Here is a 19,669-nt window from a genome sequence, read left to right as displayed (position 1 = left end):
CGGCCGGTTCCGCGCTGGTGACCAAGGCAGTTGCATGACCGCAGAGACCATCATCGCAGGCGACATCCGTATCAATGCCCGCTGGCTGATTCCCATCGAGCCCGAAGCCGCCGTTCTTGAGCACCAGGCTGTCATTATCCAGGGTTCAAGAATCGCCGCCGTCGTCCCAATGGCAGAAGCAGACTGCCAATACCGAACCCGCGAAACCGTTGACCTTCCCAACCATGTGGTCATGCCGGGGCTGATCAACGTGCATGGCCATGCGGCCATGTCGCTGTTCCGTGGTCTGGCAGACGACCTGCCACTAATGACCTGGCTCAATGACCACATCTGGCCAGCGGAAGGGGCATTTGTCAGCGAACAGTTCATTGCTGACGGCACCCAGTTGGCCATGGCGGAAATGCTGAGAACCGGTACAACCACCTTTTCGGACATGTACTTCTTCCCGGAGATCGCTGCCCAGATCGCACGCGATACGGGTATGCGGGCCCAGATCAGCTTTCCACTGCTGGATTTCCCTACTGTTTGGGGATCAGGGCCGGATGATTACCTCAGCAAGGGTGAAGCACTGATCACAGCCTGGGAAGGCGATGATTTTATTATTCCGGCTATCGGGCCGCACGCTCCCTACACCGTATCCGATGATCCTTTGAAGCGGGCTGTCAGCTTGTCCGGCAGGACCGGCGCGCCGATTCAGATCCATCTCCACGAAACGGCGTTTGAGGTTCAGGAAGCCATAGAAAAACATGGTCAACGTCCGGTCGCGAGAATGGCAGATCTGGGTGTGCTGACACCCAACACCCAATGTGTACACATGACCCAGATCGACGACTCCGATCTGGATGCCCTGCAAGCGTCCGGCGCCCATGTGGTGCACTGCCCGGAATCTAACCTCAAACTGGCCAGCGGTTTATGCCCCGCACAGCAACTGCTGGATGCTGGCGTCAACGTCGCTGTGGGCACCGACGGCGCCGCCAGCAACAATGATCTGGATATGTTTGGCGAGCTGCGCACGGCTGCCATGATGGCCAAAGTGGTCGCGGATGATGCTTCTGCGGTTTCAGCTCATCGCGCTTTGAGAATGGCAACATTGAACGGTGCCCGCGCCATTGGCCGGGCACATGATCTGGGCTCGCTCACCAGCGGCAAGTTGGCTGACATCATTGCCGTGGATCTCAGCGACCCGTTTTTGCAGCCCGTTTATGACCCCGCATCCCATCTTGTTTACAGCAACCACGGGCGGGCGGTCAGCCACAGCTGGATTCATGGGGTTCCTCAGTTACAGGAAGGCCGCCTTACCCGAATTGACGTTGCGGATCTCATGCTCAGGGTGCAAGGCTGGCAGGAACGCATTCAAAGGCACAAGGCCCAATAACCGACTTTTAATCGCTTGATCAGGCAGAACTGAATCATGACAAACCAGAATGTAGACCAGAATGAAATCGCCAAGTTTGAAGCCCTGGCCAGCCGCTGGTGGGATCCTTCCAGCGAGTTTCGCCCGCTGCACGACATCAACCCCCTGCGACTGAACTACATTGATGAACGTTCGTCGCTGGCTGGCAAAAAAGTTCTGGATGTCGGTTGTGGCGGAGGCCTTCTGTCAGAAGGGATGGCTCGGCGCGGTGCCCATGTAACCGGCATCGATATGGGCGAAGCCCCACTATCTGTTGCAAAGCTTCATGGGCTTGAGAGTGGGGTCAAAGTCGACTACCGCCAGATCACCGTGGAAGAACTTGCCAGAGATCCCGAGCAGGCCGGCCAGTACGACGTCGTAACCTGCCTGGAAATGCTTGAGCATGTTCCCGACCCTGCCTCGGTGATCAGAGCCTGTGCCGCCATGCTAAAACCCGGCGGTGACCTGTTTGTTTCTACCATCAACCGCAATCCAAAATCCTTCCTGTTTGCGATTGTTGGTGCAGAATATGTGCTGAACATGCTGCCGAAGGGCACCCATGAGTGGAAGAAGTTTATTCGCCCCTCGGAAATGTCCGACCACATTCGCCATGCAGGCCTGGACGTTCTTGAGCTGACAGGCATGACCTACAACCCCGTGACCAAGGCCTATAAGCTGGGTCGGGATGTTGACGTAAACTACCTGATGCATGCCCGGGATTCCCGTGACGCCTGAAATCACACCTTCTGCGGTATTGTTTGATCTGGACGGCACCCTGATCGACACGGCCCCAGACTTCATCCGCTGCCTGAACCAGCTGCGCCGGGACAATGGCCTCGAAGCGCTTCCCGCCGCACACATTCGCCGGTCAGTGTCTAACGGTGCCAGGGCAATGATCCAGGTAGGATTTGGCCTTGAGCCGGAACATCCAGGTTACCTGGAGAAGCATTCTGCCTTCCTGGACCTTTACGAGGCCGGAGTCGCAGTGGAAACCACACTGTTTCCGGGAATGAATGACATCCTGCTGGAGCTCGAAGCCCGACGTATTCCCTGGGGCATTGTCACCAACAAACCGGTTCGATTCGCCAAACCATTGGTCGCCGCCCTCGGACTCGAACAACGCTGCGCGACGCTGATCTGCCCCGATCATGTGGAACAACGCAAGCCTCACCCCGAGGCGCTCTACCTCGCCTGCACGCAGATCGGCGTCAGACCCGAAGATGCGATTTATATCGGAGATCACTTACGGGATATTGAGGCCGGAAAAAACGCAGGAATGAAGACCATTGCCGTGCGATACGGCTATATAGAAGAGCCTGAGGCCGTTGACCTCTGGCAAGCCGACCTGATTGCCGATACGGTCAGCGACCTGGCAAAGCTGTTACAATAACGCTCTTATCCAACCCCGGTTCTGAACCGGCAACCGCCTGACACGGAGACAGGTTATGCAAGACTACCAAGCGCCCGCTGATCTTCTGCAAGACCGCATCATCATGGTTACGGGTGCCGGCAGTGGTATCGGTCGTGCGGCTGCCAAAGCTTACGCTGCCCACGGCGCAACCGTCATTCTGGTCGGCCGTACCGTATCCAAACTGGAGCAGGTCTACGACGAAATCGAAGCAGCCGGCCACCCTCAGCCAGCGATTGTCCCAATGAACTTCGAGGGTGCCGCCGTAAAGGATTATGAAGAACTGGCGATGACGCTGGAAGACAACTTCGGACGCCTCGATGGCATTCTTCATAATGCCGCCATACTGGGTGACCGGAGCCCGGTCGAACTCTACGATCCGGAAACCTGGAACAAGGTAATGCACGTTAATGCCACCGCGCCATTCCTGCTGAGCCGGGCCATGATCCCGCTGTTGCGCCTTTCAACCGATGCCTCGGTTATCTTTACTTCGTCAGGCGTCGGACGGAAGGCCAAGGCCTACTGGGGAGCCTATGCGGTGTCCAAGTTCGCGGTTGAAGGCCTGAGCCAGCTACTGGCAGACGAACTGGATGACGAACGCCATAACGTTCGCGTCAACAGTCTGAACCCGGGCGCCACCCGTACCAGCATGCGGGCACTGGCCTATCCTGCCGAAAACCCGACACAGAACCCCGCGCCAGAAGACCTGATGCCGATTTACCTCTACCTGATGGGTAAAGACAGCCACGGTGTTAATGGCCAGCAACTGGATGCCCAGCCGAAGTAATGGAATTACTGTTTTACACCACAAGCCAATGTCATCTTTGCGAGCTGGCTGAAGCCCTGCTCGTCAATACTCCCATGCCTGCCCCTATACCGGTGGATGTGGTGGACATTGCCCAGTCTGAAGAGCTGGTGGAGCGTTACGGCACCCGTATACCGGTGTTGCGTCGTAATGATACCGGTGCGGAGCTGGACTGGCCGTTTACAAGGGACCAGTTACTCACGTTCTTGCGATGAGGATTACCTTATATGTTGATGGTTATCTCCCCTGCCAAAACACTGGACTACGAGAGTCCGCTGGCAACCGAACGATTCACGCAGCCGGACTTTCTCGATGATGCCTGCGAGCTGATCGACCAGCTGAAGGAGCTGGAGCCTCACCAGATCAGTAACCTGATGAGCATCAGCGACAAACTTGGCCAACTCAACGCAGACCGCTTCCAGCATTGGCATACGCCTTTCGCACCCGGTAATGCCCGACAGGCCATTCTGGCATTCAAGGGCGATGTCTATACCGGGCTGAACGCCGGGACATTCAGTGAAGACGACTTCGATTTTGCTCAGAACCACCTTCGGATGCTGTCAGGCCTCTATGGACTCCTGCGCCCGCTGGATCTGATGCAACCGTACCGTCTGGAAATGGGAACGAAGTTCCAGAACAGTCGCGGCAAAGATCTCTACGCGTTCTGGGGCAGCATCATCACCGATGAAATTAATCGTCTGCTGGCAGCCGATGACGGCGTACTGGTCAACCTAGCGTCTAATGAGTATTTCAAATCGGTGAAAAAGAAGGATCTTGACGGGCGGCTGGTTACCCCGCAGTTCAAGGATTTCAAGAACGGTCAGTACAAGATGATCAGCTTCTACGCCAAGAAGGCCCGCGGACTGATGTGCCGCTACGCCATCGAGAACCGCATCACCCAGGCCGATGACCTCAAGGGCTTCAACCTGGAAGGCTATTACTTCAGCGAAGAACAGTCTGATACCAACAACTGGATTTTCCTCCGGGAAGAGCAGTAATACCGTTTCAATCGGAGTAAATCATGAACGAAGCAATGTTTTCAGAGATCGCCATGCTGGTGCTTCTCACCGCACTGATTGGCTGGATGGGCTTTATCGTGTGGGATCTCGCGAAGAAATCCCAAGCCGGACGTTTCGGAACTGCAGCGCTGTTTATCGTGCTCGGAGCAGGTGTTGTCGGCTTTATCATCAAGACAGTACTGGTAGAGATCATGCAGATCTGATGTCCTGAACGTCACTTTACGGTCACCGCCTGGTGGCCGTATCATCCTTCCCCGCTCAGTTTTACCTGTTTCAGATTCTGACCATTTAATGAATAGCAAGGACCAAGCCTGATGTGGTTTCGTAACGCCCGTGTTTTCCGATTTACCAAGCCGTTCGATATCTCCGCCGAGCAACTGGAAGAAAAGCTTCAGGCCGATGTATTCAAACCCTGCGGCCCACAGGAAACCAGCCGTCAAGGTTGGGTGCCTCCTCTGGGCAAGCACGGCGATCAGCTGGTGCATAGTGCAAACGGTTACCACCTGATTGCCCTGAGAAAGGAAGAGAAAATTCTGCCAGGACCGGTGGTGAAAGAAGCCGTGGAAGAAAAGGCCGAAGCCATTGAGTTCGAACAGGGACGCAAGGTACGCCGCAAGGAAAAAGACGAGATCAAAGAGCAGGTCATGCTGGAAATGCTGCCCAAGGCTTTCTCCAAGAACCGGCGCAGCTTTGCCTACCTGTCAACGAAGGACGGTGTTCTGGTGGTGGATTCAGGCTCCGCAAAGCAGGCTGAAGACCTGGCCTCTACCCTCCGCAAAAGTCTTGGCTCGCTGCCGGTTCGACCACCAGCGGTAGAGCAGGCACCAGCGTTCACCTTTACCGGATGGCTTAACGAGACGATCGATCTGCCAGCCCAGGTAGTACTGGGCAGCGAATGCGAGCTGAAAGATCCTTCCGAAGATGGCGGCGTGGTGCGATGCAAAGGGCTGGATCTGAAAGCCGACGAAATCCGCAACCATCTGGAGGCCGGAATGCAGGTCACCAAACTGGCCCTGACCTGGGACGACAACGTGTCATTTGTTCTGGATGAAGAATTGGGCATCCGACGCCTGAAATTCGGCGAAACCCTGCAAGATCAACTGGACGATGTGGATGCCGACGATGCCGCGGCAAAGTTCGACGCGGCCTTCACTCTGATGACTCTGGAACTGTCACGACTGATTCCCGGCCTGCTGGAGGCTCTGGGCGGCGAAGACCGCTCTGCCATCGTTGACGAATAAAACCTGCACGCCAGAAACCCGCGTACAAGAGCGCCCCTAGTGGGCGCTCTTGCCTAACCTCTCCCGCTTCCATTCCTTATCCGGCTCGTTAAGTACCAACCGTAAATCCATCACTTCTTCTTCCGGGTTGTACTTAATCTCAAATCCGATGTGCTCCGCCAATTGCAACATGGGGCGGTTGTCCGGCAGTACGTTACCAACCATCTCGACCGTTCCCCGTGACCGGCAGTAATCGATCATTTTCTGCATCAGTGCAACCCCGAGACCTTCGCCTTTCATATCGTCATGCACCATGACCGCAAACTCGCACTGCAGGTTGTCGGCATCGGTCCAGGTACGTACGGTACCCAGTGTTTCCTCACCCTCGCCGTCCTCCCGGGGAGCGTTGGCAATGAACACCATTTCCCGGTCATAGTCGATCTGCACCATCTGCGCGACGTCTTCCCGGGAAAAGTGTTTTCGGTACTGGAAGAATCGATAGCGGATAGACTCCGGTGATTGCTTTTCATGGAATACCCGGTGTGCCGGCTCGTCCTCCGCAAGTACCGGACGGATAATCACCCGACGCCCCGATTTTGGCAGCACAATCCACTCTTCCAGCTCACGGGGGTACGGCTGGATAATCGGCTTGCCGGCTTTATCAGACAGGCTGATCGCCACATTCACAGCCACCGCGCCCCGGTCATTGAACAACAGCGGTGCAATCTCCAGGCCCTGGATTTCGGGATTGTCGATCACGATCTGGGACAGGGTGACCAGGGTTTCCGAAACCGCGCGGATGTCTTCCTCTGGCCTGAGACTGTGTTCGTTGAGCAGCTTGTACATATAGGTCCGGCGAAGCAGTTCGCGCGCCAGGACCATATTCAACGGTGGCAGAGCAATCTGGCGGTCCGTCATCACATTAATCTGAGCACCGGCTGCTCCGCAGACCACCAACGGGCCGAACAGTGTATCTCGGGTGATCCCCACGCTGAATTCGATACCGCCAACATGTTGATAGGACCTCTGAACCCCAAACCCCAGAAAACCACTCTCGGGGAAGTGCTCCTGGTATTCCTCCATCAGGAAGCGACAGGCATCCATAATCGCCGCTTCACTGTTCAGTTTCTGCATGGTTCCCTTGTAACGCCGCTGCGTAGGACTCAGCTCCAGGAACGGTAGGCAGGCCTGCTCGTGAATAATGGTGATATCCACTGGGCGGCGTTCAACTGCGAATACCTCCAGCACTTCCTCCATATCGTCACAATACATGGTTTCAATGGTGGTGATGCCATAATCCCGGATCAGGTCCCGGGCTTCCCGATTGGACAAGTGCATACGCCCGGACCGCAGGGCATTCTTCACAACCCTGCGGGTATGGGCGCGGTCATCAAAGTGGTCGGTAAAGGATTCTGGTGTTTCTGTCAGCAGACGCTGAACCCGCTGGTGCCTCACATGCTGCATGAACGCCATCACCGCTTTCTCCGGGTTGAAGAACGATGGCAGCCCCGCCCGGTAGAATTCCTCCCGGGAATCCATCACCGTACTCTGCCCCAACCAGCAGGTGAATACATTCAATCGGGTTCCTTTGGATGCCTGTACTACCGCATCGGCAATCTGCATGCTGTCTTCCGTCAGACTCGGCGCATACATCACCAGCACGTTGGCCACTTCAGGATCCTTGGCGAGGAGCTTGATCGCCTTTGCATAAAGCTCGGGGGAGGCATCATAGTTAAGGTCGATCGGGTTCCTGCGCGTCCAATAAGGTGGCAACAGTTCGGCCAGGGCCTCAATTGTCGGCTCAGAGAGCCTGGCCAGCTCGCCGCCCAGATCCGCCAGGCGATCCACCGCCAGGACCCCGGGGCCTACGCCGTTGGCCATAATGGCCAGCGATTCCCGACGTAACGGGCGCATACGCGTCAGAGTTTCCAGCGCATCAAACATTTGCCCCAGACCATCTACCCGCAACACACCAGCCCGCTGAAGCATAGCGTCGTATATCGGATCGCTGCGCTGGAGCCCGTCTGGCAATTCATGGTGGAACCACTCGGAATCGGGAACACGACCGGATTTGACCGCAATCACCGGCTTGGTCCTGGAGGCGACCCGAACCGCAGACATGAATCGCCGGGGATTCGGAATATTCTCAATGTGCAGCAAAATGGCTCGCGTCTGAGTATCCTGGGCGAGGTAATCGATCAGGTCGTCATGGTCGATATCCATGCCGTCACCCAGCGTCAGGAAATAGGAAAATCCCACCCCGCGGGCAAATGCCCAGTCAATGACCGAACTGGCAATGGTGCCGGACTGGCCCACAAACGCCACCCGCCCCGGAATCGCCCCCATGTGGGCGTATGTGGCGTTCAGACTACGGGCAGGCACCATCAGGCCGATGGTGTTTGGACCAAGCACACGAATGCCGGTTTCCCTGGCAGCCTCCCGAACCGAATACATCAGCGGCTGTCCGGTTTTACTGTGAGTACGGGACATCCCGCCAGTCATCACGATGGCAGTCCGGACCCCAGCCTCTCCGAGACGCTTGATCGTTTTAGCCACCGTATCAGGTGGTGTACAGATAATGGCAAGATCCGGAGAGAAATCCATTTTCGAGACCTTCCGGACGCAGGGAACCCCGTGCACGTTATCGTAGTCATTCTGGTTGATTACCAGCAGCCTGCCGGGATAACCGCCCCCCAGGAGGTTCCGCAATACCATCCCGCCCAGGTTATCGGACCTTTCGGAGGCCCCGATGACAACAATCGAATCCGGGTTGAAGAGACTTTCCAGATACCGGGTACTCAATCAGGTTCTCCTTACGCTCCGCTCGGGGCCTTACAATATGTCTACGTTAATAAAACAGGTTACTTATGGATGTATACCTTATCTTAGGCGTAGTTCAATTGATGTAAAACGGCTATTACTCCTATAAGACGAAAGAAACACGGCACCCTGCGGTTTTCCCTGATAACATTGATGAAAATAACAGCAGAATCAGGGCATCCAGAGGCGTATGACCACGGCATTTTTTTCCCACGACGACTGCATGAAGCACAACATGGGTCCGGAGCATCCGGAATGCCCTGAACGGCTTAGCGCCATTCTCAGCTACATCGCAGACACCAATCTGGAGCAAGACCTGGACTGGGTACGACCGGAGGAAGCCACCCGTGATCAACTGCTGTCTGTTCACCCCGAGAAGTACCTTCAACAGCTGGACATGATGCAGCCTACCCGGGGCCGGGTATTCACCGATCCGGATACCGCCATGATGCCGGATACCCTGAGAGCTGCCCGACTGGCGGCCGGCGCCAATATCCAGGCGGTGGATATGGTCATGAGCAGCCAGGTCACCAACGCCTTTGTCTGTGCCCGCCCCCCCGGTCACCACGCTGAACGTGCCAAGTCCATGGGTTTCTGCTTCTACAACAACATTGCCCTTGCGGCGATGCGGGCCCTGAACTTCCATCATCTGGACCGGGTAGCGATAGTCGATTTTGATGTTCACCAGGGTAATGGCACGGTCGATATTGTCGGCGGCGATGAACGCATTCTGATGTGTTCCAGCTTCCAGCACCCCTTCTATCCTCACTCACACGTGCACAGGCAGGCGCCGAATATCATCAACGCCCCCATTGAGGCCGATTGCTCAGCGGCGGATTACCGGAAAGCCGTGGAAGCGGCCTGGGTGAAAAAGTTGCAGGACTTCAAACCTCAGGTGATCCTGATCTCCGCAGGGTTCGATGGCCACAAGCTGGACCCGATGGCGGAACTGAATCTGGAAACAGAGGATTTTCGCTGGCTGACGGAGATGATCACCAGCATTGCACACGACTATTCGAACGATCGGGTCATCTCGACCCTGGAAGGTGGCTACCACCTGAAAGCTCTGGCTGAGAGCGTGACGGCCCATCTTGAGGTGCTTAACGCAGTCTACTGAGCAACCGCGAATTTTACGGCCGACCCGGCTGATTCAACCTGCTGAATCCCCACCGTAACCATTGGCCTGCTGGAATTCGGGGCGCTCCCCTTCCCGCTGCAAGCGGATAGTCGTCCGGCGGTTTTCGGAGGGTCGGCGGGATGCAGGATACTGGTCGCCATGGGCGCGAACAATAATCAGGTCTTCGCTGATCCCCTGAGCCTTGAGGTAATCCGCCACCACATTGGCCCGTTTCTCTGACAGTGCCCGGTTATCAATCCTGCTGCCAGAGCGGTCGGTATGCCCATCAACGAAGATACGCTCGACGGTGGTATCGGCCTGAACATAGCGCACGATGTTATCCAACAACTGGCGATCGGAACTCGACAGGCTCGCACCGCCACTGGTGAACGGTATCCGGGATCTCTGGATCTGATCGTAATTGACTGGCAACAGATTCCCGGAGCAGGTCTGGTACTGCCGGAACTGGCCACCAAAGTTCACATTGGACACCTGCACTCTGACCGGCTGACCGTTGTACCAGGATTCACGGGTCACGGTTGGCCTCATGCCTTCAAGCAGACCCTGCACCAGTTGCCGCGATTGCCGGGCATTGAGGGACACCGGGCGATTGCTATCGGAAACATCCACCGTCCCGACGGGTGTCGGAGCCACACCGGGCCGCCAGGCCGGAGCTTCCACTATCAGCATACCCCGGCCGGGCTTCATCAGGGGTGAAGCTGATTCCAGGAAAAACGTCAGGCTTTCTCCGGCGCGGTGCCGGAATACTGCCTTGCCGTACCCAGGCACCTCATGCACCAGAGAGCATTCAAAGACCGACTCCGTGAGATACCACTGGCTGTTCTCAATGCCTGCCCCATACGTAGCTCCAAGGGTTGGCAAAGACACAGCTAAACTTAGAGGAAGTGCTCCAAGCAGAAGTGATCGGTTTTTTTGAATACGGCGTGCCATCAGCAGTTTCCGTCGTTTTTCCGAGATTTCATCGTTACCCGGTTTAACGGCCGAAGTCCTTCCACCTTTAGGGCCGGATACAAAAACAAACCGTTTCGCCTTCTGGTATAATCCGCAAAATTTCCGGGGCAAGTGCCTGAGCAGGCCCCACACAGGATTCGCGGAACATACCCAATGACTGATCAGATCACGCTTACCCGACCGGACGACTGGCATCTGCACGTTCGCGACGGCGATATCCTCGCCAGCGTCGTCCCGGCCACTGCAGCCTGTTTCGGGCGCGCCATCATCATGCCCAACCTGGTACCGCCGGTCACCAATGCCAACGAGGCTGCAGCATACAGGCAGCGAATCCTCAGCGCGGCGGAAGGTACCGGTTTTCAGCCACTGATGACGCTGTATCTGACTGAAACCACAACCGCAGATGACATTCGCGAAGCAAAATCAGCCGGTGTCGTCGCAGCCAAGCTCTATCCTGCTGGCGCGACGACCAACTCCGCCTCCGGCGTCAAAGATATCCGCAATATCTACCCGGTTCTGGAAGCCATGGCAGAGTGTGGCATGCTGCTGCTGGTTCACGGGGAAGTGACTTACGCCGAGATTGATATCTTTGATCGCGAAAAGATTTTCCTGGAGAAGGTGCTGGCGCCGACACTCGAGGCATTCCCTAACCTGAAGGTTGTGCTGGAACACATTACCACTGAAGATTCAGCCAGATTCGTGCAGGCGCATACTGGCGACAACCTCGCTGCCACGCTGACGCCCCAGCACCTGATGTACAACCGAAACCACATGCTGGTAGGGGGCGTTCGCCCCCACCTCTACTGTTTGCCGATCCTCAAGCGCAACCGCCATCAACTGGCACTGCGTGATGTTGTAGCCAGTGGCGATAAACGCTTCTTCCTGGGGACCGATTCGGCACCTCACGCCAAAGACCGCAAAGAAGCAGCCTGCGGCTGTGCAGGCTGCTATTCTGCCTATGGAGCTATCGGCTTATATGCCGATGTTTTTGAGGAGCTGGGTTGCCTGGACAAACTGGAAGCTTTCTCTAGCTTCAACGGCGCCGATTTCTACGGACTGCCACGAAACACTGATACCATCACCCTGGTGCGTGATCCATGGACTATGCCGGAGCAGCTTCCGCTGGCAGACGGGACCATCGTACCCCTGAAGGCTGGTGAAACAGTAAACTGGCGCCTGGCGTAAGCCCTGCGAACCCCGACAATATACGGCGAAGACCGGAGTTTGAGTGACTGACGAATCCCAAGATATGCATCCAATGTCCCGACGTTTCCGAGGCTTTTTGCCCGTTGTCGTAGATGTTGAAACCGCCGGTTTTAATCCTGCACGGGATGCGCTGCTTGAAGTTGCCGCAGTGCTTCTGACCATGGATGACGACGGCTACCTGCGCCGGACCGAAACCCACGTTCAGCAGATCGATCCGTTCGAGGGTGCAAACCTTGAACAGTCTGCTCTGGACTTCACCGGAATTGATCCCTGGGACCCGGAAAGAGAAGCGGTTCCCGAACGCGAAGGCCTGAGCGAGATATTCAGCCCCATTCGTAAGGCCGTAAAGCAGCACGATTGCAAACGGGCTGTATTGGTGGGACATAACGCTACCTTCGACCATAATTTCGTGTTTGCCGCCGCGATGCGGGCCGACATCAAACGAAACCCTTTCCACCCGTTTTCCACGTTCGACACCGCCACACTGGCCGGTCTTGCCTACGGGCATACCGTACTGGCCCAGGCGTGCAAACTGGCCAACATACCGTTCAGCAATAAAGAGGCCCACTCAGCGGCCTACGATGCGGAGAAAACTGCCGATCTGTTTTGCGGCATCGTCAACCGCTGGAAAGATCTGGGAGGATTTCCACCTCCAATGATTGAAGACTTCTCTGAATAAGCCATAAAAAACCCCGCACGCGCGGGGTTTTTATTTTCTGCTTCCAGAAACCGTTACCAATAGATACCACGCATAATGGCTGCAAACGCCACCTGCTCCGTAGACACCCTCGGTTTCTCACCCGAACCGCTGCCTGCAGCCGCAGCTGAATCCGGGAACATCCGGTAACCGGTGTTCATCACGATCTCACCCATCTTGGGAGCCAGTGCATGCAGCACCTGGGCGAAAATTCCCAGCCGTGTTGCGATACGCTTGGGCCGATAGACAATCGCATCCGCCACCATCTGGGCGGCTTCGTCCGGTGTCAGCGTCGGTACGGAATCGTATATTTTGGTCGGCGCAATCATCGGCGTTTTAACCAACGGCATATTGATGGTGGTGAAGGTTACGTTGCGATCAGACCACTCGGCGGCAGCGCAGCGGCTAAACGCATCCAGCGCCGACTTGGAAGCCACGTACGCCGAGAAACGCGGAGCATTGGTCAGCACACCAATCGAGGAAATATTGACCACATGCCCGCGGCGCTGCTCAAGCATGCTGGGTGCAAAACCCATTATCAGGCGCACGGAACCGAAGTAGTTCAACTGCATGGTCCGCTCAAAATCGTGGAACCGATCAAACGCGAGATCCAGGGAGCGACGGATGGAACGGCCTGCATTGTTGACCAACACATCGACATGGCCGTGGTTGTCGAGAACCGTCTTCACAAAGCGATCGCAGTCATCCATGTCCGAGAAGTCGCACTGGTAGGCATGAACGCTCGCACCACGGGCTTCCAGCTCTGCAGCCACCTCTTTCATGCGCTCAACCTTACGCGCACCAATCACCAGAATTGCGCCGGCATCCGCCAGCTTCTGGGCGGTGGCAAGACCAATACCGGACGTCGCACCGGTAACGACACAAACACGACCTTCGACGGTACCCCGCAAGGTGCGGTCCTTGAACAGATCCGGGTCCAGGTTGCGCTCCCAGTAATCCCAGATAATCGGCGCATATTCCCGTAACCGCGGCACTTCAATACCCGTTCCTTTCAATGCCCTTTCGGTTTCCCGGGCATCGAAGCGGGTCGGGTAGTTAATGAAAGACATCACTGAGGGCGGTATACCCATATCGTCCAGAACGGCGCTGGTCAGACGTTTGACCGGCGGCAAATTCTTCAGGCTCTGGCGAATAAACGGCGGAATAAACCCGAACATACGGGAGTCGATCCGCATTGCCATCTTCGGCGCATGACCGGCTTCGGAGAAGATATTCAGGATTTCTCCCACCTTGTAGGGATCAGAATCTACCAGGTGGAAGCAGTTACCATCTTCACCGTCCAAGTGAGCGATGTGGTCCATGGCATTCACCACGAAGTCCACCGGTACGATGTTCAGGCGACCGCCTTCAATACCAATGGTTGGCATCCACTGGGGTAACGCATGCCGGATCTTCTGAATCATCTTGAAGAAGTAGTAGGGGCCGTCCACCTTGTCCATTTCACCGGTTTCGGAATGGCCAATCACCATGCCCGGACGATAGATACGGAACGGAACCTTACACTCTTCCCTGACCACTTTTTCAGATTCGTGCTTGGTAAGAAGATAGGGGTGGTCCAGCTTTTCCGCTTCCTCGAACATGTCTTCGCGGAAGGTTCCTTTGAACAGACCGGCGGCAGCGATGGAAGATACATGGTGGAAGTGCCTGGCACCCATGGCTTCCGCCGCATTCACAGCAGCCCGTGTACCCTCGATGTTGGTGTTGCTCTGGGCTTCTTCATCTGCGCCCATGTCGTAAACGGCTGCCAGATGGAAGAAATGGTCAATGTTGCCGCCAAGTGAATCGAGAGTTTCCGCATCAATACCAAGTCGATCACTGGTCAGGTCACCGATCACCGGCTTGACTCGGGACTCGTCAACACCCCAGCGTTCCCGCAGCTGGTCAAGCTTATCCACCGATTGCTCACGCACCAGCAGATATACGGTACCGCCACGCGCCAGTAATTTTTCTACAAGAAAGCGGCCAATAAAGCCGGTTCCACCCGTAAGGAAATAGTTCATTGATGTTCCACCCTGCCTGTTGCTTGATTGTTATCTATCCATGACGGCCACGCACTTCAGATCTCCCTTAGACTAAAGTCGTAGTCCGAATTCAATGGGATTGTACGTTATTGCAACTTGCATGTATCGGACTTTATTAGAGCGATTACTCTGTAACCTTTTGTTTTTTATTGAGTAATTACTCTAAATTCTGGACTCAGGCGAAGACCATGGCCACACGCGAATGCCGATACAGCCTCATTGAGACTAGCACAGCAAAGCCATGTTGCCTGAAGCGAAGCAAGATTAACGGAAAGCCATGAAACCACTGCCGAGCAGTGCGATAATTAGGAACTTAACACGCCTGTGGGTGTCACCAACTGCCACAGTAAACCCTGTTTTCCGGAAACCGAAGCATGCAGAAAGACAATCCCAATACCGAACGTTACATCGCCATCGCCCGCGCCTGCCTGAAGGCCATTAACGATACGGCAGACGATTCAGGAAGCCGGGAACAGAAGATTCAGGCGGTTTATGAGGCCATCGATAAGGCTTTCCAGGCGGAATTCGCCGATTACCGACAGGCAGTGGCCATCATGGCCACCGTTCTGGAACGGATTGCAACCGGGCACCTTGATGCAGAAAAGGCGGCTGATCTGGCTCGTAAAACGCTGGATCAGCAACCTGAAAGCACCCGCAACCCACAAATGCACTGATTGAACTGGCTTCCATCCGACACTAATGAGGCGACATGAGTATTGGTAACGCAATGACCACCCCCTTCCGGGAATACCTGGCCCGTTTCGTCCTGCTAACCGTGCTGATCCTCACAAGTGCGGTTGCTTTGGCAACAGAAACACCGGTCAAGAGTCCGAACGATGACAACAACTACCGGTTTATCGAACTGGGCAACGGTCTCCGGGCCGTTCTGGTGTCATCACCCGGGTCTGACAAGGCTGCTGTTTCCATGAACGTTGCCGTTGGTAGCGGAGACGACCCGGTAGAACGGGAAGGACTGGCTCATTTCCTTGAACACATGTTGTTCCTCGGCACCGAAAAATATCCTGATGCAGGTGAGTATCAACAGTTCATCAAGAGCCACGGTGGAAGCCACAACGCCTTTACCGCGTTCCAGGACACCAATTACTTTTTTGATATTCAGGCACAGTTTCTGGAACCGGCACTGGACCGGTTCGCACAGCAGTTCGCGGCACCGCTATTTACACCGGAACTGGTGGACCGGGAACGAAACGCGGTTCACTCCGAGTTCAGTGCCAAGCAGAAGGAAGACGGGCGCCGTTTCTATTCCGTCAAGAAAGCCGCCAGCAATCCAGATCACGCCTTCAGTCATTTTGCCGTTGGCAATCTGACAACCCTGGAAAATACTGAAGACAACCCTCTCCGGCCGGACCTGGTGGAATTCTGGAAAACCCACTACTCCTCCAACCTGATGACCCTAGCGGTTTATGGCCCCCAGTCGCTGGATGAACTGGAGAGTATGGTTAACGGGCGCTTCAGTGCTATCGAAAACCGACATCTCCGGCAGAAGCAGCATAAGGCCTCTATCTACAATCGGGATGCATTGCCGGAGAAAATCACCGCCAATGCCCTCAAAGATGTCCGTAGCCTGACGTTGTCTTTCCCGATCCCGTCCCAGATTGATAACTACCACACCAAGCCGGCATCCTATGTCGCCAATCTGCTCGGCCACGAAGGACCGGAAAGCCTGTTTGATGTACTGAAACGCGCCGGGCTGGCTGAAAGCCTGTCTGCCGGATCCGGCATGGATACCGGTGAAGGTGCCACCCTCGACATCAGCATGGCCCTCACCCCAGACGGCTTGAAGCGCCAGGATGAGATCCTGCCCCTGGTCTTCGATTACATCGCAAAAATTCGGAACAACGGCATCAGTGAACAACGCTTCCATGAAATGCAGCAACTGGCCACGATTGATTTCCGCTTCCGGGAGAAAGGCGATCCGATCCATGAAGTGATGGGTTTGTCGAGCCAGCTCCAGCATTATCCGGCGAAGGACATTCTCCGTGCCCGGTGGATAATGGACAGCTACGCACCAGAGCAATACCGGGATATTCTTGGCCAATTGACGCCGGACAACGTTATGGTGTTTGTGCTGGCACCAAACCTGGTTACCGACAACGCCAACCTAACCCGATGGTACGATGCCGAATGGACCCGTGAGGCTCTTGACCCGAACGAGCTGACATCCCAGGCTCCGGAAACGCTGGCGGCCCAACTGAGACTGCCGGAAGCCAATCCGTTCATCCCTGAAAATCTTGCCATGGTGAAAGGCTCCACCATGGACAAACCAATGCTTCTGGACAGCCAGAAGGGGTTTGATATCTGGTTTGCGCGGGATACCCGTTTCCATACCCCCAAGGCGAACGTATTCATCAGTCTTCGCACCCCCGCTGCCCGGGAGTCAGCCCGAAGCAGCGTTCTGACCCAGCTTCTGGTAGACGCCGTCAACACCAACCTGAATGCCTGGGCCTATTCCGCACGCCTGGCAGGGCTGGATTACAGCGTATACCCACACCTCCGGGGCATTACGATTCGGGTTGGCGGCTACGACGATAAGCTGCACGCCCTGATCAATCAGATTCTGTTGCAGGTGGCCAACCCTGCATTGACCACCCAACGCTTCGAGATCGCCCGCCAGAACCTGGTAGACAACCTCCAGAACAAGGCTAAAAACCGGCCAGTTGAGCAGACTTCGGAGTTCATTCAGACCGCGCTGATTGAAGGAGCCTGGAGTACAGAAGCCAAACTCGAGGCAGCGCAACAGGTAACGCTGGAGGAACTCAAATCCTTCTCAGACACCTTCCTGGCAAAAGTCGACCCGGTCATGCTCGCCCACGGAAATCTGTCAGAAGCCTCGGCCCTGAATCTGTCCCGACAGGTGCAGGCTTTTGTGCTGAAAGGCAGTGAACCCACCAAGGTCAAGCGGAGCCAGGTGCGCCAGTTGCCAGACGACGAAACCCGGGTGGACCTGGCAGTGAGCCATCCAGACACTGGCTACACGCTCTACATGCAGGGCGAAAACACGAGTTTTGAGGAACGTGCCCGCTTCCGGCTGCTTGCACAAATCATCAGCAGCCCGTTCTATGAAGACATCCGGACCAACCGGCAGCTGGGCTACATTGTCTATGCCACACCGTTCGAGATGCTTGAAACACCCGCCCTCGGCTTTGTGGTGCAGTCCCCGGCGGCCAGTCCGCAGGAGATCGATCAGGCCGTACAGGAATTTTCGGCGCAGTTTGAAAGCCAGCTCCGGGCGATGGACGAAGCTGATCTGAAACGGGAAAAACAGGCCGTTATCAGCGGGCTGCTGGAAAAAGACCGGCAACTGGGAGAGATTTCCGGCCGTTATTGGCGGGAGATTGACCGGGACGCCACCGGTTTCGATTCCCGATCAAAACTGGCTTATGCCGTCAGTGCCGTGAGCCTCGACGAATTACTTGCGACCTTCCAGAAAGCAGTTCTGGAGCGCAAACACGCACTGCGGGTGGTCACCGGTACGGACACACCGGATGAGGCCACCGCGCTGACCCATCTGACCGAGCAGCCACCGGTACCCGCTGGCTGAACTCCGATTACCGGAGTGACTGGTAGCGTTCCCAGTCCTCCGGCTCGTCCACGTCCCATCGGGGCTCCAGCAGTCGCACGCTGAGCCCTGAATCCTTCAGGCGGGCAAGTGTCTGATCCATCACCCGCTCTGTACCCCATTCGATACCGTCCAGCATGCCGTCGACCACTCGCCGGGCACCAATCAGTACATAACCACCATCGTTAGAAGGGCCGAGTACAACATCCGATTCGCTGAGACAGGCAATGGCATCCCGGACGTACTGCGGATCAACGGAGGGGCAGTCGCTGCCGATGACAATTGCCCGAGAGCAACTTTGAAGTGAGTGTCCCAATGCTGCCATCATCTTGTCCCCGAGGGTCTTCCCCTCCTGGAAACGCTGTTCCAGCCCCGCACCCTCAAGGTTGCGGACGATGGATTCCGCTTCCCGCGGCGGATTTTCCAGCTCTCTGTCCCACCAGAACTGTACCGGATAACCGGACGTGCAAAGGTTATCCAGAACCGCCAGCGTCAATTCGAGATGGGCTTCCAAAGCACCCACTGCGCCCAGGGCGGGCATCAGACGGGTCTTCACCCTGCCCTCCTCCGGCCACTTGGCAAACTGCATCAGAACAGCATTTGAAGTCGTATTGTCAGTCATTCCGTACGTCCGAGCGATAGACCTTTGAAAGGGATTCCGGTGATTCGCCACGCCAGTATCGCCAGCGAAGGCGCCACATCAGGAAAATAGTACGCCAGGGACCAAGCTTTTCCCAACGACGACTGTCCGTTACGACCGGAGAAGAAATACACCAGGGGCGGGAAACCAGACGCAATCGACGGGACAACTCAATGTCTTCCATCAGAGGCTGCTCCCTGAATCCGCCCAGAGCCTCAAAAAGATCACGCCGGACGAACATGGCCTGGTCGCCAGTGCACATTCCCGTCAGCCGGGAACGTTTGTTCATAAACCAGCTCACCACCCGAAACAGGGGCCGCTGGCCGCTCAGGCGCACATCAAAGCGCCCCCATGTCGGCTCGTTGAGTTCAAACCACCTCAGCTCATCAAGCGCGTTATCTGGAAGGCGGGTATCGGCGTGAAGAAACAGCAACACATTTCCCCGGGCAACCTCAGCCCCGGCATTCATCTGAACAGCGCGCCCCTTTTTCGCCTGAACCACGCGATCACACAATGGCCGAGCCAGTTCCGCCGTACCATCCGTACTGCCGGAATCAACCACAATGACCTCGTGGCCCGCTTCCCTTAGCGGCGCCAATGGCCGAAGACAATCAACAATACTGGCCGCTTCCATCCATACAGGAACGACGACAGAAAGCGAAAGGGACTCGGGCACGACAGGCTCCTGAGATTCCGGAAGAAATGCGGTAACACCTTGAGCCATAAGCTCCAGCCCGCTATCATACCGGC

At 56.0% G+C, this 19,669-nt stretch carries 18 protein-coding genes; 13 read left to right on the top strand and 5 right to left on the bottom strand.

Annotated features, from left to right (window positions below):
• Nucleotides 1-34: 34 nt before the first annotated feature.
• From FWJ25_RS17415 to rdgC, 8 genes are all read left to right on the top strand, one after another.
• The gene (locus FWJ25_RS17415; RefSeq protein WP_149601540.1) at nt 35-1,375 is read left to right on the top strand and encodes a TRZ/ATZ family hydrolase; all 1,341 of its coding nucleotides are present in this window, start codon (nt 35-37) and stop codon (nt 1,373-1,375) included.
• A gap of 36 nt (nt 1,376-1,411) precedes the next feature.
• Nucleotides 1,412-2,128, top strand: coding sequence for a bifunctional 2-polyprenyl-6-hydroxyphenol methylase/3-demethylubiquinol 3-O-methyltransferase UbiG (gene ubiG, locus FWJ25_RS17410; RefSeq protein WP_149601539.1), 717 nt, complete (start codon nt 1,412-1,414; stop codon nt 2,126-2,128).
• Nucleotides 2,118-2,783 (top strand): HAD family hydrolase, encoded by a 666-nt coding sequence (locus tag FWJ25_RS17405; RefSeq protein ID WP_223163265.1) that lies wholly within the window; start codon nt 2,118-2,120, stop codon nt 2,781-2,783. The genes ubiG and FWJ25_RS17405 overlap by 11 nt, the downstream gene beginning before the upstream one ends.
• A 55-nt stretch (nt 2,784-2,838) precedes the next feature.
• A complete protein-coding gene (locus FWJ25_RS17400) occupies nt 2,839-3,588 on the top strand; it encodes a YciK family oxidoreductase (RefSeq protein ID WP_149601537.1) in 750 nt (249 codons plus the stop codon).
• Nucleotides 3,588-3,821 carry a glutaredoxin family protein gene (locus FWJ25_RS17395; protein ID WP_149601536.1) on the top strand — a complete coding sequence of 78 codons (234 nt, stop codon included), beginning with the start codon at nt 3,588-3,590 and terminating at the stop codon, nt 3,819-3,821. Before FWJ25_RS17400 ends, FWJ25_RS17395 begins: the two co-directional genes overlap by 1 nt.
• A gap of 12 nt (nt 3,822-3,833) precedes the next feature.
• Nucleotides 3,834-4,604 carry a peroxide stress protein YaaA gene (gene yaaA, locus FWJ25_RS17390; protein WP_149601535.1) on the top strand — a complete coding sequence of 257 codons (771 nt, stop codon included), beginning with the start codon at nt 3,834-3,836 and terminating at the stop codon, nt 4,602-4,604.
• Nucleotides 4,605-4,627: 23 nt separating this feature from the next.
• Entirely contained in the window at nt 4,628-4,828 is a 201-nt protein-coding gene (locus FWJ25_RS17385) for a DUF2788 domain-containing protein (RefSeq protein ID WP_149601534.1), read from the top strand.
• 111 nt (nt 4,829-4,939) lie between these two features.
• Entirely contained in the window at nt 4,940-5,866 is a 927-nt protein-coding gene (gene rdgC / locus FWJ25_RS17380) for a recombination-associated protein RdgC (RefSeq protein WP_149601533.1), read from the top strand.
• A 36-nt stretch (nt 5,867-5,902) separates the two neighbouring features.
• On the opposite strand, the gene FWJ25_RS17375 is transcribed toward rdgC, so the two are convergent.
• Nucleotides 5,903-8,647, bottom strand: a complete 2,745-nt coding sequence (locus FWJ25_RS17375; RefSeq protein ID WP_149601532.1) for a bifunctional acetate--CoA ligase family protein/GNAT family N-acetyltransferase — start codon at nt 8,645-8,647, stop codon at nt 5,903-5,905.
• A gap of 208 nt (nt 8,648-8,855) precedes the next feature.
• On the opposite strand from FWJ25_RS17375, the gene FWJ25_RS17370 reads away from it, so the two are divergent.
• On the top strand, nt 8,856-9,782 hold the full coding sequence (locus FWJ25_RS17370; RefSeq protein WP_149601531.1) for a histone deacetylase family protein: 927 nt from the start codon (nt 8,856-8,858) through the stop codon (nt 9,780-9,782).
• 33 nt (nt 9,783-9,815) lie between these two features.
• Here FWJ25_RS17370 and FWJ25_RS17365 read toward each other — a convergent pair whose 3' ends face one another.
• The gene (locus FWJ25_RS17365; RefSeq protein WP_149601530.1) at nt 9,816-10,733 is read right to left on the bottom strand and encodes a flagellar protein MotY; all 918 of its coding nucleotides are present in this window, start codon (nt 10,731-10,733) and stop codon (nt 9,816-9,818) included.
• A 174-nt stretch (nt 10,734-10,907) separates the two neighbouring features.
• On the opposite strand from FWJ25_RS17365, the gene pyrC reads away from it, so the two are divergent.
• Both pyrC and rnt read left to right on the top strand, forming a co-directional pair.
• Nucleotides 10,908-11,939 (top strand): dihydroorotase, encoded by a 1,032-nt coding sequence (gene pyrC / locus FWJ25_RS17360; RefSeq protein ID WP_149601529.1) that lies wholly within the window; start codon nt 10,908-10,910, stop codon nt 11,937-11,939.
• 73 nt (nt 11,940-12,012) lie between these two features.
• The gene (rnt, locus tag FWJ25_RS17355) at nt 12,013-12,639 is read left to right on the top strand and encodes a ribonuclease T (RefSeq protein ID WP_438616574.1); all 627 of its coding nucleotides are present in this window, start codon (nt 12,013-12,015) and stop codon (nt 12,637-12,639) included.
• Nucleotides 12,640-12,692: 53 nt separating this feature from the next.
• Here the strand turns inward: rnt and FWJ25_RS17350 are convergent, their stop codons facing one another.
• Nucleotides 12,693-14,678, bottom strand: coding sequence for an SDR family oxidoreductase (locus FWJ25_RS17350; RefSeq protein WP_149601528.1), 1,986 nt, complete (start codon nt 14,676-14,678; stop codon nt 12,693-12,695).
• Between the two features lie 395 nt (nt 14,679-15,073).
• On the opposite strand from FWJ25_RS17350, the gene FWJ25_RS17345 reads away from it, so the two are divergent.
• Nucleotides 15,074-15,373 (top strand): hypothetical protein, encoded by a 300-nt coding sequence (locus FWJ25_RS17345; protein ID WP_149601527.1) that lies wholly within the window; start codon nt 15,074-15,076, stop codon nt 15,371-15,373.
• Between the two features lie 35 nt (nt 15,374-15,408).
• The gene (locus FWJ25_RS17340) at nt 15,409-18,261 is read left to right on the top strand and encodes an insulinase family protein (protein WP_246166876.1); all 2,853 of its coding nucleotides are present in this window, start codon (nt 15,409-15,411) and stop codon (nt 18,259-18,261) included.
• Between the two features lie 7 nt (nt 18,262-18,268).
• Here FWJ25_RS17340 and FWJ25_RS17335 read toward each other — a convergent pair whose 3' ends face one another.
• On the bottom strand, nt 18,269-18,901 hold the full coding sequence (locus tag FWJ25_RS17335) for a TIGR04282 family arsenosugar biosynthesis glycosyltransferase (protein ID WP_149601526.1): 633 nt from the start codon (nt 18,899-18,901) through the stop codon (nt 18,269-18,271).
• A complete protein-coding gene (locus FWJ25_RS17330) occupies nt 18,894-19,595 on the bottom strand; it encodes a TIGR04283 family arsenosugar biosynthesis glycosyltransferase (protein ID WP_246166875.1) in 702 nt (233 codons plus the stop codon). The genes FWJ25_RS17335 and FWJ25_RS17330 overlap by 8 nt, the downstream gene beginning before the upstream one ends.
• Nucleotides 19,596-19,669 lie beyond the last annotated feature (74 nt).

Origin of the sequence: Marinobacter salinexigens, from assembly GCF_008370345.1 — a bacterium.
GTDB lineage: Bacteria > Pseudomonadota > Gammaproteobacteria > Pseudomonadales > Oleiphilaceae > Marinobacter > Marinobacter salinexigens.
This window is presented reverse-complemented; position numbering and strand designations above follow the sequence as displayed.

Coding starts and splice junctions, on each gene's coding strand:
- FWJ25_RS17415 (WP_149601540.1), top strand. CDS start 35: ATGACCGCAGAGACCATCATCGCAGGCGACATCCGTATCAATGCCCGC.
- ubiG (WP_149601539.1), top strand. CDS start 1,412: ATGACAAACCAGAATGTAGACCAGAATGAAATCGCCAAGTTTGAAGCC.
- FWJ25_RS17400 (WP_149601537.1), top strand. CDS start 2,839: ATGCAAGACTACCAAGCGCCCGCTGATCTTCTGCAAGACCGCATCATC.
- FWJ25_RS17395 (WP_149601536.1), top strand. CDS start 3,588: ATGGAATTACTGTTTTACACCACAAGCCAATGTCATCTTTGCGAGCTG.
- yaaA (WP_149601535.1), top strand. CDS start 3,834: ATGTTGATGGTTATCTCCCCTGCCAAAACACTGGACTACGAGAGTCCG.
- FWJ25_RS17385 (WP_149601534.1), top strand. CDS start 4,628: ATGAACGAAGCAATGTTTTCAGAGATCGCCATGCTGGTGCTTCTCACC.
- rdgC (WP_149601533.1), top strand. CDS start 4,940: ATGTGGTTTCGTAACGCCCGTGTTTTCCGATTTACCAAGCCGTTCGAT.
- FWJ25_RS17370 (WP_149601531.1), top strand. CDS start 8,856: ATGACCACGGCATTTTTTTCCCACGACGACTGCATGAAGCACAACATG.
- FWJ25_RS17365 (WP_149601530.1), bottom strand. CDS start 10,733: ATGGCACGCCGTATTCAAAAAAACCGATCACTTCTGCTTGGAGCACTT.
- pyrC (WP_149601529.1), top strand. CDS start 10,908: ATGACTGATCAGATCACGCTTACCCGACCGGACGACTGGCATCTGCAC.
- rnt (WP_438616574.1), top strand. CDS start 12,013: ATGTCCCGACGTTTCCGAGGCTTTTTGCCCGTTGTCGTAGATGTTGAA.
- FWJ25_RS17350 (WP_149601528.1), bottom strand. CDS start 14,678: ATGAACTATTTCCTTACGGGTGGAACCGGCTTTATTGGCCGCTTTCTT.
- FWJ25_RS17345 (WP_149601527.1), top strand. CDS start 15,074: ATGCAGAAAGACAATCCCAATACCGAACGTTACATCGCCATCGCCCGC.
- FWJ25_RS17340 (WP_246166876.1), top strand. CDS start 15,409: ATGAGTATTGGTAACGCAATGACCACCCCCTTCCGGGAATACCTGGCC.
- FWJ25_RS17335 (WP_149601526.1), bottom strand. CDS start 18,901: ATGACTGACAATACGACTTCAAATGCTGTTCTGATGCAGTTTGCCAAG.